Source organism: Blastomonas natatoria (assembly GCF_003201955.1).
In the GTDB taxonomy this organism is placed as follows: domain Bacteria; phylum Pseudomonadota; class Alphaproteobacteria; order Sphingomonadales; family Sphingomonadaceae; genus Blastomonas; species Blastomonas natatoria.
The window spans coordinates 305,888-322,584 of record NZ_QJJM01000003.1; the positions used below are offsets into that span (position 1 = coordinate 305,888).

Here is a 16,697-nt window from a genome sequence, read left to right on the forward strand (position 1 = left end):
TGCGGCCGTTCCGTCCAGATCACCCTTCGGGGCATCGTGTCGGCGTTACCGCCCAGCGTGCCATGAAGAAATTGTAGAGCACCATCACCGCTGTCGCGAGGGGGGCTGCCAAGACCATCGGGAGAGCCAGTCCACCGCATAGCGCCGCGATCGTCAGTCCCGCGGCCATGAGGCTCGAAAGCGAGCCTGCCACGAACCGCGCCAGCCCGCGCCATGACAGCCGTGCGTTGAATGTCCACAGGGCATGAGCGGCATAGGCCAGCGGCACGGTTGTCACGAAGGTGAGCGCCGTTGCGGCCGTGTAGTGCAGCCCCGAGAAATCCGCGCCGATCAGGATGGCGTTGTTCAGCACGGCGCAGCCTGCGCCGATCGTCAGATAGCGGATCGGAGTTCGCGTCATGGCAAGGCCGGGCCCAGATAGGCCTGATAGAAATTGTTGGTCCAAGGCGCGACCCGGCCATCGCCTGCGCGCTGCAATCCTGGAGCCACGCGCCCGACCAGTTCGCGTAGCTCGCCCGGTGTCATATAGGCGATGCGGTCTCCGGTCAGCCAGCGGTCGCTGGCATAGCATAGCCAATGGATTGGTGAGGGAGTGCGGGCCCATTCCTTGATAAGCAACTGCCCGCCGGGTGCCACGCAGCGCGCAATATCACCCACAAAGCTTTCGCGCAGATTCTGAGGTACATGGTGCAGTACGTCTGACAGGATCACCAGATCGAACGCAACCGGGTGTTCGTTAGCGACCTCGCTGACGCTGGTCTGCCGAAACTCGACCCGATCCTGCGGCCCCGCATATAGTCGCCCGATGCGCGAAGTGATGTCGATCGAGAGAATCTGCGCCTGAGGGTAGGTGCGGGCCAGCAGCTCGGTTACTGCACCTTCGCCGCCCCCGACCTCGAGGATGCGCATCGCGTGCGGCACTTGGGTTATCAGCACCCGCTTCAGATCGTCTAGGTCGATATAAATCGCGCGATAGGCTGCGGCGACCTCCCGCTCCCATGGCCCGAAGGCGCGACGCACGGCGGCTCCTATGCCCATCTTACAATCCCCCTGCAAGGCGAAGGCGCAGCCGTGGCAGCAACCGCTCGGCAAGCCGGGAATAGCGCAGGTAGCGATACGCGCCGAGCGGCCCCAGACCCCACAGGCTTGCGAGCGCGCGCCATTTGGCGGCCCGGTCCCCTGCGGCGGCTTCGGCGAGGGCGATGTTGATGGCAACCGACGCCTGGCTCAGCTGCGCGGTGCTCGCCTTTGGAAGCAGGTGGCGGGCGAGCACGAGCTGCAGCTGCGCAGCCAGTTCTTCCCGGCTGCGCGTCATCGTCTGGGCTGCAGGATGAATGCGGAACGCGCTGGTTGGCTGCGGGTCGAAAACCACTTTGCCCTGATCGCCCAGCTTGAGCCACAGCTCCCAGTCAGGCGTGTACCACAATGTCTCGTCCATTCCCCCGGCAGCGATAAAGGCCTCGCGGCTGAAGACGGGGGAGGGCATGGCAAGCGTGTTCTGCACCAGCAGACGGTCGCGAAACTGGCTGTTCGGGATCAACCCGGGTGTGAAGGGCGGGTACAGGCCGCCCATGTCTCGACCTGCAGGATCGATCAGGCGAGCCGGGCCAAAGATGAGTGCTGCGTCGTCATGGCGCGCCAGCATGGCACGCATCGCCTGCGCACGGCCTGCCAGCCAGACATCATCCTGATGCAGCGTACAGACATGGCGGGCGCGGGCGGCGGCGACCATCGCGTTGGTCTTGGCAGTCCAGCTGGCGACGCTGGGCACATGGGCGTAATCGATCGCAAGTCCGCTTGCAAACCGGGCTGCCGCCGCTTCCCCTGCAGGCCCCTCCGGGGTGGAATCGCGGATGATGATCTCGATCGCATCTCGCGCTTCGCCCTGTGCGGCAATGCTCGCGAGGGCCTCCTCGAACCAGGGCGTCGGCCGGTGAACCGGCATCACCACGCTGAGCCATGGGTGCATCGCCACGGAACCGTCAGGCTTCGGGGGCAAAGCGGTTATCGTTCCCCGCGATCACGGACAGCACGAAACCGCCGAGCACATTTTGCAGTCCGACTGCAGCGCTGGTGGCGAACAGGATCAGCGGCAGCTGGGTTTCGAGCGCGACGAACCCGCCTTGGCCCCACCAGACGGTCACCGCAAGGAGCCCAAGAAGCCCCGCACCGATCAGCGCAATGCCGGAAACCAACATCATCTCCAACGTCAGCCAGCCGGAACTGGCCCTCAAGGCGGGGCGTATCAGGCGATAGCCCTGCCGAACGCCGAACAGGTGCGTGGCCACCGCCATGATCAGTGCAAAGTGTCCGCAGGTGGTCAGGAACCCTGCAATGATGGTCCAGCTGGTGCCGAACATCGTCGCCCCGCCCAGCACGCCCAGCAGGTGCAGCAGTGCGACCCCGAAGATGACCCCTGCAAGCCCGAGACATGCGGCCCCCGGCACGCCGAACACCCAGGTCGGACTGAGCATGAACAGATAGCGCAGGTGCCGCCAGCCGTCGCGCCACGGGCGAAGGTGTGGCGCGCGGTCGCGCAGATCCCGCGACAGCGTTGCCGGAACCTCGGTGACGCGCAGACGTAGCAGCGCGGCCTTGATCACCATCTCGCTGGCAAATTCCATTCCGGAGCCCGACAGGCGGAGCCGTTCGAACGCCTCCTTGCGGATTGCCCTAAGGCCGCAATGCGCATCGCCTATGCCCGAGCGGAAAAGCAGATTGAGAACGCCTGACAGGCCGGGGTTGCCGATATATCGGTTCTTCCACGGCATGGCGCCTGGCGTGATGCCCCCTTTGAAGCGGTTGCCCATGCACAGGTCGTACCCCGCGTCGAGCTGCGCGACCATGGCTATTCCCTCGAGGAAATTGTAGCTCCCGTCGCAGTCGCCCATCAGGATATAGCGACCCGATGCAGCCGAGCAGCCCCCGATCAGCGCCGCGCCATAGCCGCGCTCGGTCACTGGCACGACCCGGGCACCAAGCTCGCTGGCCAGCGCCTGGCTGCCATCGGTCGAGCCATTGTCGGCAATCACGATCTCGCCGCTCATCCCAAGCTCGGTGCGCAGCATCGCCAGCGCGTCGAGCGCATTGGCGATGCAATGCGGAAGACTCTGGACTTCGTTGAGACAGGGCAGGACGATGGTCACATCGCTGCATGCGCCTTCCTCTGCCAGCGCCGAGCCGTCCCGGAAGGCCCGATGCTGTGTTCTTGCGAGTTCCATAGGGGCTCCGTCAGTCGTCCGCCGTCAAATCTTGCATCTCTTGGTTAACAAAGAATGGATTTGCCCGACGCTGAAGGGCTTCTTTTTCAAGGAGAAAGCCACCAGATGCTGCTGTCTGCGGCCGTGAGGGAGCAAAGCCTGCATGCGAACTGCGTCTGGCATGCGCCAGCGGTTATGACCGGGCAAAAGGCTCGTTCGTCGCCTCGGATCGATGCGGTCAGGCGCAGGCTGCGGAGCGTGGACAGACGGCCGGGCGCGAAAGACTCTCAAAGTCCCCGATGTTTTTTCATGGAAACCGCCACCATCTTTCTCAAGTCATTGAAAAGATGGTGGGCGCGGCAGGGATTGAACCTGCGACCCCACCCGTGTGAAGGGAGTCAACTAAATCAGATAGTTAGCTGTTTTACTTGTAGAAACAGCCTTCTGTACGAGGCTGGCTGTACGCGATTTGTACGAGTGGGCACTTTGAGCCCCCTGAAAACGTGCATGTTTGGTCGGAATTGGCGCGCTACGAAGCCAGTGGGCAGGCCGCCAGACCAAGAACGAAAAACCGCCGGAAGGGCTGGCACCCTTCGCGGCGGCAATATCTATAGCGGTTCGGCTATTTCTCTTATTTACGCGACCGGAGAATCGGGCGCAAGGGCAATCCTTGCGGGAGGTGCGTCATGAGCATCTCTTTAGCACACGAGGGGCTTCCACCCGGAGTCACCCACTTCAACCTGGCTGATCTGATCGAGAAGATCGCAACCGGGACATGCCGGGAGGAATACCTCTCGGCGACTGCAGTGCGCGTCCTGAAGCACTACCTCCTTGGTTGCCGGTCGTCCGACTTTGAGCGTGGCAAGATTTGCGGGGTGTGGGAGCAACCGCAAACCACGGCTCAGACGCTGCGCATCTCAACGAAGGTCCTGCACAACGCTGAAGCCGAACTTGAACGCGGCGGGTTCATCGAGCGGACTCATGTTCCCCATGCGCGCCGCACAGGTCAGCGCCGTGATGGCGTCATCGTCAGCCTCGCTGGGATAAGCCTGCGTCCGCTGATCGATGGCTATGGCCGCTGGAAGGCCCGCCTTGAGGCGATGGAGCTGCATGAGCGTGCGGCTGCTTCGCTTCGGCACGAGGTTGTCATGCTCGGCCGCGAGATCAGAGCGACGCAGGCAGCTGCATTAATCGAGGAGGCAGAGCGCATTCTGCCCCGAGGGCGCGTGTCCCGCATCAGCTCTGTCGAAAAGCTGGGAGCCCTGAAGGCCATGCTCGAGGCACTGTTGGTGCAGCCGGAAGTTCTGTCTGGTGGCACCATATCTTCCCACCGGACGGAAGAAATCTTCGCACCCGATATACTTGTCAAAGACTCGTCCAAAAACCGTAAGCGCGTGACTGGCGTTGACCAGTCGGACGAGGTCTCACCAGCAATGGCTGTCGGCCTTGCGAGCGCAGACTATCGGAGCCTGCTGCCGTCCGACCGGGCACCGGGCTGGCCAGACATTGTCGACGCGTCGGCAATCGCCTGTCGTTGGCACAATGTCTCGCAGCCGGCCTGGGCTGAGGCATGCGAAAGGCTGGGGCGCGAGCGTGCGGCGCTTTGCGTCCTCGTCATAGACCGCAACGCGCGATTGCCACGCGATCACCGCTACCGAGCACGGTTAGGCAGGAAATGCCTGAGCGGGCTGCTGCGGAACGCCTCCAGCCTCTTACCCATGATCAAGGCAGCCAAGGGCTATCCAGAGGGGAGCTTGCCGGACCGTCAGTTCGAAACGGAGGTGTCAGCCCCCAGAACCGGTCACAGCTTTGCAGGTGCATGCCTTTCGGCCCTGGCGAAGCTCTCTGGGGAGGTGCAGCCATGACACAAACGCGAACCACAAGCCTGTGGGAGGAGCTGGAGGCGGGCAACATCTGGTGGCCGTCCTACAAGCCCGGGCGGGACCCCGTTTTGAGCTGGCGCCATGCCGCCGCGATCCTGATGCGCGACATTGACCCGCAGCCCATTTTCGCTGCCCTGCCAGCGGCGTTCGAGGGGATGTACGATCTCACCGCAGACGAGGTCTGCGATCAACTTCCAGTTCCTGGCGACCAGGTTCTTTGGCCTGTGTGGCTGGAAAGCTGGGTCAGCCATTTCGACCATTGGTACGATCCGGTCAGGCAACTGGTCGAGCAGCATTGTACCACTCCAGATGCCCGGGTCATTGCTGGCATGTTGACGCGGCTCGACGGGGCCGCCTTCTGCGACTTCGTCCTCCACGCCTACGAAAGGGCGGCCATTGTCGGGTCACTCCGTGGGGCACCCATCGGCGATGACCCCCTGCCAATCGTCCAGACGATCCCGAATGCCGCACCGTTCGAGCGGCTAAGCTACGGCTTTTACCAGCGGTTCTGCGCCGAACTGAACCGGGAGGCGGAGCCTCCAGCGACCCCGATGTCGGGCCTGGATTTCGACCGGGCCGGAAACCCCAATATATTCGGCGGAGACCTCACATGAACACTGCACAGAACGCGATCATCGCTTTCCGGCTGTTCGGCCGGTGTCACCCGGCAGGAAATGCCAAGCCACGTCATGACTCCCCACCATCAGACCGTCAGTCACGAAGCAGCGCATATAGAAGTGCACACTCCACGCTGAATTCGAGCGGTGGCAAGGGGTGCGCAAACCCGCAGAAATCAGCCATTCTAGGCCCTAGGCGCGGTTCTAGAGACGACCAAAAAGCACTCCAAAGCTGTGGCGCGCAGCAGCGTGGCTTTCTAGAACGAGCCTATATCAGTCACTTAGCTTCTAGGCCCCTCGATCTCGTTGCTATCCGGGGGAGGGTCTGATGGCACAAGTCAATGTTGCCGTAGAGGACCGCGTCCTTGCCGCCCTCGATAGGGTGGCGCAGGCAAAATCGCTCAGCCGGCCCGAGCTTTTGCGCAAGGCGATCCAGGAGCTGATCGAGGCGCACGATGCCGGTCGGCTGACCTTCCAGAGCGAAGCAGCGCCCAGGCTCGATGCGACCGTCAGCGGGCTGGTGCACCAGTTGCGGGAGCTGGTGATGGAGCTGGACCGGGCGCAGGCGGACAATGCCCGGATGCTGGGCAAGCTGACCGAGAAATGGAACGGCGGCGAGGAGGCCAACCGGCTCGCCCTGCAGAAGCTCATCACCGAGCTTCGCGAGCTGGATGAAGCCGGCCTCTCGCCGTTCATGACGCAGACTGGTGAGCTGCTGTCTGCCTTCGAGGCGCTGGAGCCCAAGCTGCTGGGGCTGCTCGGGCCGCACCTGGCGAAGATTTCCGCGCAGCTTGATCGGTCGATAAAACTGGCGAGCGAACCGCGGCAGATGAGATCCATCTACCTCGGCGACAACCGTTTTCTGTCGCTCAAATTTCTGTCGGCATGCGGAGGCTTGGCGCTCTTTATCGGCGCGCTCTTCGCAACAGTCCTGCCTACCCAATTCGATGGTTGGTCGGTGTGGCAGTCCGGCAAGCTGATCGATCACCCCGCGAAAATGTGTAGGCTGATTGCGCGCAAGTACGGTGTTACCGATTGCAGGGTGCCTGAGCAGGAGCGCGATCTCGGCCTGCGCGTCATTGCTCATGAGGATCGGCGATGATTACGCTCGGCAGCATAGGCTCGGCTTCATCCGCAGCGGAGTATTACTCGGCCGACAACTACTACACCGCCGACCAGACACAGGATGCCAGCGCGTGGTTCGGTAAGGGCGCCGAGGCGTTCGGTCTGTCAAGCAAGGTCGAGGAACAGACCTTTGCCGCCGTGCTCGAGGGCAGGCTGCCCGATGGATCGGTGATTGCCGGGAAGGACGGTCTGCACCGCCCCGGCATCGACCTTACCTTCTCGGCATCGAAGTCCGTGTCGTTGGTCGCGATGCTCGGCGGCGACAAGCGTCTGGTCGAGGCACTCAAGGACTCCGTGACCGCAACGCTGCGTTGGGCGGAGAAGAACGTTATCGAAGCCCGGGTCTGGGATGCGTCGCAAGGACGGCAGGTGCCGGAGCGCACCGGCAACCTCATCGCCGCTACCTTCCTTCATGATGTGAACAGGAACGGCGAACCGCAGCTCCACATCCATGCCGTTGTCGCCAACGCAACCAAGGCCTCAGATGGCAAATGGCACGCGGTGCGCAACGACGAACTGTACCGCGCGCAGCATGTGCTGTCGGCAGTCCACAATGCCGAGCTGCGCAGCCGCGTCGAAGCCCTAGGCTACGAAACAGTTCCTGCCCGTAACTCGATCGACGGCGCTTTCGAGATCAAAGGCGTGACGCGCGAGGCGGTCGAAGCCTTCTCGACGCGCCGCGCTGAAATCCTGGCCGAGCTGGCCAAGGAGGACAGAGGCAGCGCCCGCGAACGCGAATTGGCGGCGCTATCGACACGGCGCGGGAAAGAACTTGAGCCCGATGCGGCGCGGCAGGTCGCCGCGTGGAAGGAAACCGCCCGCGCTATAGGCTTCGACCCGTCGCGCCTCATCGAAAGCACCATGGCCCGTGCTGCGGGTGAGCAAACCGTCTGGTCGCGCGTCGTCAACGGCATTCGCGGGATCGGCGAGCGGGGCATGGCGATTGCCAGTGCCATGGGCCTGACCCCGCGCGATTCCGATCCGCTGGTGCCAGAGCGCCTTGGACGTCTTGAACCCAAGGCCTTTGCCGCAGCGCAGGCGGTGGCCTCGGCAGCGCAGGAGCTTGGCGAACGCGAAGCGGCCTTTTCCCGCAATGATCTAATCCGCACCGCGCTCGAACGACGGGGCCCGATCACGGTCGACATGATCGAAGACCGGATCGATCTGCTACAGGAGCGAGGACTGCTGGTCGGCAGCGGTCCTGCGGATCGCGACCAGATGCTGACCACCGAGCAGGCGCTGGCCATGGAGAACAAGGTCATCTCCTTGGCGCAGGCGGGCAAGGACAGCGTTCAGCCCATAGCGGACAAGGACGGCATCGTTGCGCGATTGCAGGAACAGGCGCGGGCCATCGGCCTTCGCCGCCTCAATCCCGGGCAGGAGCAGGCGGGCGTCGCGATCCTCACCTCCAAAGACCGCGTGCACCTGGTTCAGGGCGGCGCGGGTGTGGGAAAGTCGGCGGCGCTGGCTCCGGTCGCAGCCATTGCGCGGGAGGAAGGGCGGCAGGTGGTGGCATTGTCCCACGTCGGCCGGATCGCGCGGGAGTTTGGGGAGAAGACGGCCAGTCCGGCATCGACCGTCGATGCGTTTTTGGCACGGTATGGGCGTGTCATCGACGGCAGTGCCAGCGCGGATAAGGTGGCAGCGGCTAGGGCAGAGTTGTCCGGTGCGCTGGTGATGGTGGATGAGGCCAGTCAGATCGGCACGGACAGGCTCGCGCGGCTGATCACCCTCGCCAACCAGATGGACGTGGGCAAGCTGGTGCTGGCCGGGGACATCAAGCAGCTTCCGGCCATCGAGGCGGGCAAACCGTTTGCACAGCTTCAGCAGCAGTATGTCAGGCAAAGCCAGATCACCGAGAACCTGCGCGCGCAGACCCCGCAGATGCAGGCCATCAACCGCGCGCTCGAACAGGGCGATGTCGCCCAGGCCTTTGCCGTCCTCAAACCTGCGACCATCGAAGTTGCGCCGGGCAAGATCGCAGGCATCGCCGCCGACATGTGGGCCGACCTGCCCAAAGAGCAGCGGGACAACACCATCCTTCTCGCCGCTGGACGTGCGATGCGCAGTGCGGGGAACGCCGCTGCGCAGGCCTCGCTGATCGATCGAGGCCAGATCAGCGCGCGGGGGATCAAGCTCGAGGTGCTCGACCGTGTCACAGTCACCCGCGAGGGTGCGCGGCAGTTGAAGGGCTATCAGGAGGGGCGTGTCGTCGCCTTCGAGACTAACCTGACCAGACAGGGCTTTGCCCGTGGCGAGCGGGGAACGGTCATTGGCGTCAGGGACGGTAAGGTCGAGCTTGCAATGCCCAATGGCGAAGTGCGGCGCTTCGATCCAGACCGCCTGCCCCGCAACCTCAAACACGACGCGGTCACCATCTTCGAGCGCAAGAACATCGCCCTCCACCAAGGCGACCGCATCCGCTGGACCGCCAAGGATGGCGAGCGGGGGCTGCTCAATGGCGACATCGCCCATGTCGCGCGGATCGATGGCGACACCATCACCGTGACCGCGGGTGACGGAAAGCTGCACGATCTGTCGCGCGGTGATCCGATGCTGGAGCGGCTCGACCTCGCCTACGCTAGCAACGTCCATGTTGCGCAGGGCATGACCGCCAAGAACGGCATCATCATGATGTCTGAGCGCGAGCGGATGCTCAACACCTCGGCCTCGTTCCTGGTCGCGGTCACCCGGATCGCGGAGAACGCGACGCTCGTGACCGACAACCCTGACCGGGTGGAACGCCAGGTCGATACGCGCTCCGGCGCAAAGACCAGCGCGCTCGAGACCGCCCGCGAGGTCACGACCGGGGACCGTCCAAATCAGCAAGAGGTCGCGGCCATGTCCGAGGACCTGAAAAAACTCGCTGAAAAGCTTGGCCCAGAGTTCGCGCTGGCAGTGCTCACCAACAAGGAGCGCGACATCACGCTCGAAAAGTCCCTCTACCGCAGCGAACCCGGACGGGGCTCTGGCGACCGGGAAATGGACAAGGAGCGCCAACTCGAGCGAGGGCGCGACCTTGAGCGAGGGCGCTGACCATGTCGACACCCACACATGACCACAATCCCACAGCCTCACATGTCCACATGTGAACATGAGGACGCATCCACATGAACACGCCTGCACATCTCCACACCCGAACCGTCGCCATCATCAGTCAGAAGGGTGGCGCTGGAAAAACCACCCTCGCCATTCATCTCGCCGCCGCTGCTACCCGTGCAGGGCGGGTCAGCCTGTTGATCGATACCGACCCGCAGGCCAGCGCCTCGCAATGGGCCGAGTGGCGGCAGGGTGCACCTCCCGAGGTGATCGACAGCGCCCCGCCGCGCATCACAGCGAAAATCGCGGCGGCAGCACAGCAGGGTGCCGAGCTCATCGTGATCGACACCCCGCCACATGCCGATCTTGCCGCCAGCAAGGCAGCGGAATGTGCTGATCTCGTGCTGATCCCCTGCCGACCCAGCGCCTTCGACCTCGCGGCCATGCGCACGACGCTGCGTCTGGTCGAGCTGCTGTCCCGCACCGCTTTTGTGGTGTTTACCGCCGGGCCGCCAACTGCGCCGCACATCTATGCCGATGCCCGGGAGCTTGTGACTGGGTTTGGTGGCCGGACATGCCCGATCGTTCTGCCGGACCGCGCCGCCTATCGACATGCGGTCGCGGGCGGGCAGACCGTGTTCGAGCTCGATCCTGGCGGGAAAGCGGCCAGCGAGATCGAACAGCTTCACATGTGGACATGTGAGCAGCTCCACATGTCCACGCGCCCACAAACTCCGGCACAGCAGAGGAAGACCGCATGAACCGCTTTGCCAACCTTGCCGATCGCAAGCCCAAGGATGAGCCGACTGCCCAGACCGCACCGGCATCGCCGGTCGCGCAGATCCCGACCCCGCTAAGCCGCGTCGGTCGCAAGGCGATCTCCGGTTACTTCTCGCCCGAGCTATCGCTCGCCCTGCACACCTGCGCCCGGCGCAATAGTCTCAGCCTTCAGGATCTGATGGCCGAAGCCTTCGATGACGTCCTACGCAAGTACGGCGAGAGCCCGATCGGGCGATAGAGGATCCCTTCGCCGGAAGGGGAGAAGGGGAGAAGGGGAGAAGGGGGGATGCGGCGATGTGGGCTTGTGTGACTGTGCGCATGTGAACGTGTGAACATGAGGGCAGCGCCAGCGCAATCAAGCCGCCGCCCCTTCAATAACAGGAGGAACCGATGCGATTGTTCCAATGGCTGACCGATCTATTCGCAGGATCAAGCGACCCGCCGCGGCCCTCCTCTGACGAGGGCATCTCCATCAACCCTGCCACCGCTATCCCAATGGCAGGGCCAGGAATCGGAGGTGTCGATGTCGGCGGTAATCCCTTCGGCCAGAATCTGGATCGCTGGGACGACCAACATGTCCATCACAGCCATGATGATCATACGCCCCGCTCGACCGGCAGCGGGTTCGATCCTTGGTAGATGCTTCAGTGCTTAATTGGTGGCCGAGGCACTTGTCCCAAGCCGTCGTTTTGAAAGGCCCATCATGACAAACAACCAACGCACCGCGTCCGGCCTGCGCTATATCGCGCTTCCGAACACAACCCTGATCGAGCGGATCGTATTCTCAGCTATCCGCCGTTGGCGCTGGACCGGAATTCTTGCCGCCACTGCTCTGGCTGCCGGTTCCCTGACATGCTCGGTCATACTGGCAACGTGGCTATTCGCCGAAGATCCCGTTCGCTCGGGCTACATCGGCTTTCTGTTTACGATCCCCCCGATCATGTTCTTGCTTTGGCAGGCGGCCACCATTGAGTTGCGTTCCGCCCCCGCATGGATGATCCGCGCAGCACTGGCCACCGCGACCGACGACGAGCGCGCCTTTCTTTTCGAAAGCCTGCTCCAACTCGCCATGTCGGAATGGCGTCAGGATCCGATTACATGCGCCGCTTTGTTCGATCTGTTCAGGCAGGCGAGGCTCAGCTTCGGTGACCGCGTGAGAGGCAAGCGCGAGCGGCTGTTGGCAGACCGGGATAAGCAGGTTGACGTGCTGCGGAACCTCGCGAGCATCACTAATGGTGACCCCCAATGAGGAGGACCAGCGGAGCCGTCTATGCCATCCGTTCCTCAAAGCTGCGTTGGGCAAGACCAGCTTCGCGCTGATTGCCGGTTCTGATCGCATCGATCAGCGCCAGAAATTCGTATAGTCGGGCGTCTTTGAGAGCTGCGTCGGGGACAGATCTGAACAATGGTGCGATTGAAAGACCTCTCCGACTTCCTTCGTGATGGGGCCAGATATAGATGTCGGCACCGGAGCTTACGAGTTTACCTTCCAGCATAGGTGCGGCAAAGCCCGTGGCGATGCCGCGCTGCGGTGCGCCTGGCTTCGCAGGGAGTGTCCTGAATTTCGTGTGCGGGGTGGCGGTTAAACATCAGGCCGCCAAAGCCCGAACGAAACGATCACCGAAGAGCACGGCGAATTGAGCCTTTGCCATAGTCCATTCTCGTGGCGGCATCACCCATTCTTTCTCCGAGCGGTGCAGGATCAGATAGAGCAGTTTGCTGGCAGCCTCATCACTGGGGAAATGGCCTCTGGCGCGAACTGCCCGGCGCAGCTTGGAATTCAAGGCTTCAATGGCGTTGGTGGTGTAAATGATCCTGCGGACGTCGCCGGGAAATGCAAAGAATGGGATGACTTGTTCCCAAGCCCGCCGCCAGCTCTGCCCGATGGCGGTATATTTCTGCCCCCAAGTGCTGGCTTCGAAGGCGGTGAGTGCCTCTTCGGCCGCTTTGGCGTCGACAGCCCGGTAAATCTCCTTAAGCGCTGTCGCAATGGATTTGCGGTCCTTGTATGATACGAAATCCATGGAATTTCTGAGCAGATGGACAATGCACGTCTGCACGATCGTCTCGGGAAATACCGCAGTGATGGCCTCTGGAAAGCCTTTGAGCCCGTCAACGACGGCCAGCAGGATGTCTTCGACGCCGCGGTTCTTGAGCTCATTCATGACCCGCAGCCAGAACTTGGCGCCTTCATTCTGTTCGATCCACATGCCCAGAACAACCTTGGTCCCATTGGCCATGACGCCGAGCGCAATATGGATTGCCTTGTTGCGGACCAGTCCCTCGTCGCGGACCTTGACCCGGATCGCGTCAAAGAAAACCAACGGATACACCGAATCCAGCGGTCGTTGCTGCCAGGCGGCAACCTCGTCCAGAACGGCGTCTGTGATCGTGCTGATAAGGTCTGCCGAGGCATCCATGCCGTAGATTTCCCGCAGATGCTCGGTGATCTCCCGCGTACTCATGCCCCGCGCATACAATGAGATAATCTTGTCATCGAAGCCTGGAAAACGGCGATGATACTTCGCGATCAATTGCGGATCGAAACTGCCTGCCCGGTCACGCGGAATCTCAAGCTCAATCTTGCCGGTGCCCGTCGAAACTGTTTTGCGCCCATAGCCATTACGGCTGTTCTCGGCTTCTGTCTCATCGCTAAGATGGTAATCCATCTCCGCGCTCAGTGCCCGCTCTGCCAAAGCCTTCTTCAGCGCATTCATCCAGTCAGGCGAATTCAATGCACTGGCAGCATCCATCCCACCCAGCAGTTGGTCCAGCAAATCATCAGGAATCGAAGGTGCCTTGCGCCGTGCCATAAAGAGTATCCTTTCTACCCATTATGCCACCCCGCACACGAAATTCAGGACACTCCCGCTTCGCAGGGAAGACGTATTTCAGCCCGTGCTGGACGAATTCGATGAGATTTCGCCGATTCACCTTGGCGCGATCATTGGATTTTATAGCTAAGCTACACGCGATACTGCACCGGATCGATGAGCTGATCTCGGTTTTGCTGATGCCTAGTTCGCCTTCAAGACTTCGCAGTGCAAACGGATCTGAGATCGTCGACTCATCGAATTGACCATGCTTGATCTGGTCTTCCAAGCTCATCAGCTTCAGCAGAAGCACGATGTCTTGGCTTTTCATACAGACCCCATCTGTCCTTTGTCCTAGGACAAAGGACAGATGGGGTCATCAGGCAGGACGTGTCAAACGCCAAATCATCGGGGGCTTCCAGCTAGACCGCCTCAGTCGAGAGATAACCTTATTGCCCGCAGAGTGGCGGCACCCTCCGTCTGCTTCTGTCGCATATCGACCCAGTTCAAGTCGTTCGCCGCCCCGCCTGCAAATGACGGCTTCGGGCAATTCCAGACGTTCCAATAAGCTTGCTTGAGTTGAACTCAGGAACTGATACCAAAGCTTACTGTTGATAACCTATTGAGAGCGCCTCCGGCAACCCCCGGCGCGGTTCACGGCTTATTCTGCGCTCTCGCTAAAAGAGGGTAAGCCGCTCAATGTAACAAATCTCGTTGATTAAGCCCAGTTCTGTGCTGCCGCCTAAAAACTTCAGCTGGGCTGACCATCCGCCGACGCCCACTCCGTCAATCTGATTAAATTGCAACGTCACTTTAAGCCTTGCAAACCCTCTCGCGGGAATAACGATTGGATCGTCCAATTTAAAGATGCTTCCACGCGACGACCCCTTCTCAATAATGTTTACCTCGGCGACGACAGGAAGGATGTGAGCACCATCTAACTGCGAGGAAGAACCCTCTTCAAGCTGTGGAGGATCGCTAGTCGCGAGAATTTTCACGCCAATGTCGGTGAGTAGGACAGATTGCTGGCCTTCATTTTGAAGTACGAACTCAATAACAGGTGCTTCGCTTGCTCCCGTAACCAGGGTGTAGCTCGGACTACTCGTTGACACCTCAGCGACAAGCTTATCAAAAAACTCATCGCTAAATGGCAGGTCCATCCTGGCCATGGCTCTTCCAAGATCGATCTCGGCGTCTAGAGCGCCATTCTCGTGCCTCGTTTCCTCTCGCTCGCCATAGACGTTTCCCGACCGCTTCACGCGCAGCACGGCGGCAACCGCTGTGTTGATTTTGAAATCCGAAAGCTCCCGAACAGCGCGGGCAAGGAACGGTATGGCCTGGTCGGGACTGCTCGTAATGCAACCCTTAAATCCGCTACCGTCCCCAAATTTGCTAACGCGATCTATGCTTGCTGGAGGGCCTTCGGGAGGCAACAAAGCCGAACGATCGTTAAGAAGGTGCATGGAAATGATGGCGAGACGGCTTGGCGGCGCGGAAGGTGCTGTGCCCGGCAAAATCGCATCGCTGACGCCAGCGGCGATCTTGTCCGACGCCTTGTCCACAACTTTAAACGCCACTCCTCCAATGCCCAAAACGATCAACAGACAAATTAGTACAGTGATCGGCTGTTTTAGTACTGGGTACAGCTCGGACAAAGTCGCACGAAGACCATCCCAAGTGGCTTTCAATTTAACGCTAATAGACATCTTGCCTATCTACCCGTCCCAGTCTCCGGGCTACTGGCACATATTCAAGACGATCGATGATCAATGAATGAGCAGTATGCAGCCAAACGCACCCTTAATGATTGTGGCTTTTATTGTAAAGCCTAGCTTGCAAAAAGGAACTATCTTCGATCACAGAGAGTCATTTAGCTTGCCGTAGCGAATATGTCCCACTTTGCGGTTCCCTCTCTCGCAAGCCGCCAGTCCGGTACGGCCCAATCTCTGCCGTTCAACGACGCATCTTCACGACCCACACGAATGTCAGCTCCTGGCGCAAAGTGACGTTTAGAGGCTCTGCCAGAAATGTCTGAAATGTCCCACTTCACCCCCTTCAGGACAACCGGCAGCAGTCGACCCCATTTCGGTCGCTGCTGTCTGCCGTCTTGAATGTCCGGTCCTGCCATAACCTGTCGATGGGGAACTTCGAAGCGGACAGTCGGAAAGGTGCCCTAATCACGGTCGTCGAGGCATCGCGGCTGGTTACCTGAAAGCGGACTTAGACCGAGCTTCCTTTGGATGGCGGCAATTGCGGTCGGTGCAGAGAGTGCGCTATTGAAGGTGTGAGCGCGGAAACCTGGCTGTTGTTTAAAGAAGCCCGGCCCGCTTTGGCTCACCATTGTTGCCGTTTCCAACATTCTGGCAGGTTCCAGAAATCTGCCATCCAATCATAGAGAACATCACGGCCCCGTAGCGGGCAATGGACCACATACTCGCTGGATCCAAACAAAGCCTCGGCCATATACGAACTGACGGGAAGTCAGAAAGCATTTTCGATCCCGCCCAAGCGAATAAACCGCGCCGAACTGCTACAGCGGATTCAAGGCAGCAAATCTTGGAGAGATTATTGATCCTGCACCCATATCAATCCATAAGCGTTGATATGACCACGACGTCGATCAATAGCCCGCTGCTGCGAGGCACTGTGGTGTCAAACGGGATTGGCGGCGAAAATGGCTATCTTGGCGGGCCAGACGTTGATTTTTGCGCCGCTGAAATTGGTGCGCATTTTACGCTTGATCTCAGCAGCGTCGATATTCTGCTCGTTCCCAATGGTTCGGATAATGTCGCGCTCGGCCGCGTCAGTGTGCCAATCCGGACATTTCTTGATCGCGGGGGTACGCTCATCTGCTGCGACGGGTGGGTTACACCTTGGGTGCCTGGCAATGAATGGGTGATGTCTAATGACCACCGCACCATCGATGTCCGCTATCGGCTTGTCAGCGACCGGTTTGGTGTGATGAATGGCGTTGACATTGACGCCCTGACTTATCGCCACGGGATCAGTGGCTGGTGGGCATGCGGTTACATAAATGCAGCGCCGGGCGCCGATGTTATTCTGGAAGATAGCTGGGGTCGCCCGATTATTGTTGTTGATAAGGTCACCACCGGCGGCACCATTGCGCTTACGGCCAGCGGCCCGATTGGCCCGTGGGCCGGTGATGATACCAGTCCTAGCGGAATTGCCATCAACCGGCTTTACGACAACTTTTTGAAACTTGCGCGTGTTCAATAGAAG

At 60.8% G+C, this 16,697-nt stretch carries 15 protein-coding genes; 8 read left to right on the plus strand and 7 right to left on the minus strand.

Features of this window, described 5'->3' with window-relative positions; all coding sequences use genetic code 11:
- Nucleotides 1-19: 19 nt before the first annotated feature.
- Genes C7451_RS05590 through C7451_RS05605 form a run of 4 tightly spaced genes read right to left on the minus strand, consistent with a single transcriptional unit; the run spans nt 20 to nt 3,221 of the window.
- A complete protein-coding gene (locus tag C7451_RS05590; protein ID WP_167398429.1) occupies nt 20-400 on the minus strand; it encodes a GtrA family protein in 381 nt (126 codons plus the stop codon).
- Nucleotides 397-1,038, minus strand: a complete 642-nt coding sequence (locus C7451_RS05595) for a class I SAM-dependent methyltransferase (protein WP_110297960.1) — start codon at nt 1,036-1,038, stop codon at nt 397-399. Before C7451_RS05595 ends, C7451_RS05590 begins: the two co-directional genes overlap by 4 nt.
- 1 nt (nt 1,039) lies before the next feature.
- Complete coding sequence (locus tag C7451_RS05600; protein WP_110297961.1) at nt 1,040-1,969, minus strand: glycosyltransferase; 930 nt, start codon at nt 1,967-1,969, stop codon at nt 1,040-1,042.
- Between the two features lie 13 nt (nt 1,970-1,982).
- Nucleotides 1,983-3,221, minus strand: a complete 1,239-nt coding sequence (locus tag C7451_RS05605; RefSeq protein ID WP_110297962.1) for a glycosyltransferase family 2 protein — start codon at nt 3,219-3,221, stop codon at nt 1,983-1,985.
- Between the two features lie 665 nt (nt 3,222-3,886).
- Between C7451_RS05605 and repC the strand changes: the two genes are divergently transcribed.
- The 7 genes from repC (at nt 3,887) to C7451_RS05645 (ending at nt 11,893) form a co-directional block, all read left to right on the plus strand.
- The gene (gene repC / locus C7451_RS05610) at nt 3,887-5,065 is read left to right on the plus strand and encodes a replication initiation protein RepC (protein WP_110297963.1); all 1,179 of its coding nucleotides are present in this window, start codon (nt 3,887-3,889) and stop codon (nt 5,063-5,065) included.
- On the plus strand, nt 5,062-5,697 hold the full coding sequence (locus C7451_RS05615) for a hypothetical protein (RefSeq protein ID WP_110297964.1): 636 nt from the start codon (nt 5,062-5,064) through the stop codon (nt 5,695-5,697). The genes repC and C7451_RS05615 overlap by 4 nt, the downstream gene beginning before the upstream one ends.
- Before the next feature lie 421 nt (nt 5,698-6,118).
- A complete protein-coding gene (locus C7451_RS05620; RefSeq protein WP_146215291.1) occupies nt 6,119-6,802 on the plus strand; it encodes a hypothetical protein in 684 nt (227 codons plus the stop codon).
- Nucleotides 6,799-9,861: a MobF family relaxase gene (gene mobF, locus C7451_RS05625; protein WP_110297966.1), complete on the plus strand. Its 3,063-nt coding sequence runs from the start codon at nt 6,799-6,801 to the stop codon at nt 9,859-9,861. The genes C7451_RS05620 and mobF overlap by 4 nt, the downstream gene beginning before the upstream one ends.
- A gap of 74 nt (nt 9,862-9,935) precedes the next feature.
- Entirely contained in the window at nt 9,936-10,625 is a 690-nt protein-coding gene (gene parA, locus C7451_RS05630; RefSeq protein ID WP_110297967.1) for a ParA family partition ATPase, read from the plus strand.
- Nucleotides 10,622-10,882: a ribbon-helix-helix domain-containing protein gene (locus C7451_RS05635; RefSeq protein WP_110297968.1), complete on the plus strand. Its 261-nt coding sequence runs from the start codon at nt 10,622-10,624 to the stop codon at nt 10,880-10,882. The genes parA and C7451_RS05635 overlap by 4 nt, the downstream gene beginning before the upstream one ends.
- 465 nt (nt 10,883-11,347) lie before the next feature.
- Nucleotides 11,348-11,893 carry a hypothetical protein gene (locus C7451_RS05645; RefSeq protein WP_110297970.1) on the plus strand — a complete coding sequence of 182 codons (546 nt, stop codon included), beginning with the start codon at nt 11,348-11,350 and terminating at the stop codon, nt 11,891-11,893.
- 340 nt (nt 11,894-12,233) lie between these two features.
- Here the strand turns inward: C7451_RS05645 and C7451_RS05655 are convergent, their stop codons facing one another.
- The 3 genes from C7451_RS05655 to C7451_RS05665 form a co-directional block, all read right to left on the minus strand.
- Nucleotides 12,234-13,457: an IS256 family transposase gene (locus C7451_RS05655; protein WP_110297971.1), complete on the minus strand. Its 1,224-nt coding sequence runs from the start codon at nt 13,455-13,457 to the stop codon at nt 12,234-12,236.
- Entirely contained in the window at nt 13,426-13,788 is a 363-nt protein-coding gene (locus tag C7451_RS05660) for a hypothetical protein (protein ID WP_208625147.1), read from the minus strand. The genes C7451_RS05655 and C7451_RS05660 overlap by 32 nt, the downstream gene beginning before the upstream one ends.
- A gap of 346 nt (nt 13,789-14,134) precedes the next feature.
- On the minus strand, nt 14,135-15,163 hold the full coding sequence (locus tag C7451_RS05665; protein ID WP_146215292.1) for a hypothetical protein: 1,029 nt from the start codon (nt 15,161-15,163) through the stop codon (nt 14,135-14,137).
- A gap of 898 nt (nt 15,164-16,061) precedes the next feature.
- On the opposite strand from C7451_RS05665, the gene C7451_RS05670 reads away from it, so the two are divergent.
- Complete coding sequence (locus C7451_RS05670; protein WP_110297973.1) at nt 16,062-16,694, plus strand: hypothetical protein; 633 nt, start codon at nt 16,062-16,064, stop codon at nt 16,692-16,694.
- The last annotated feature ends 3 nt before the right edge of the window (nt 16,695-16,697 follow it).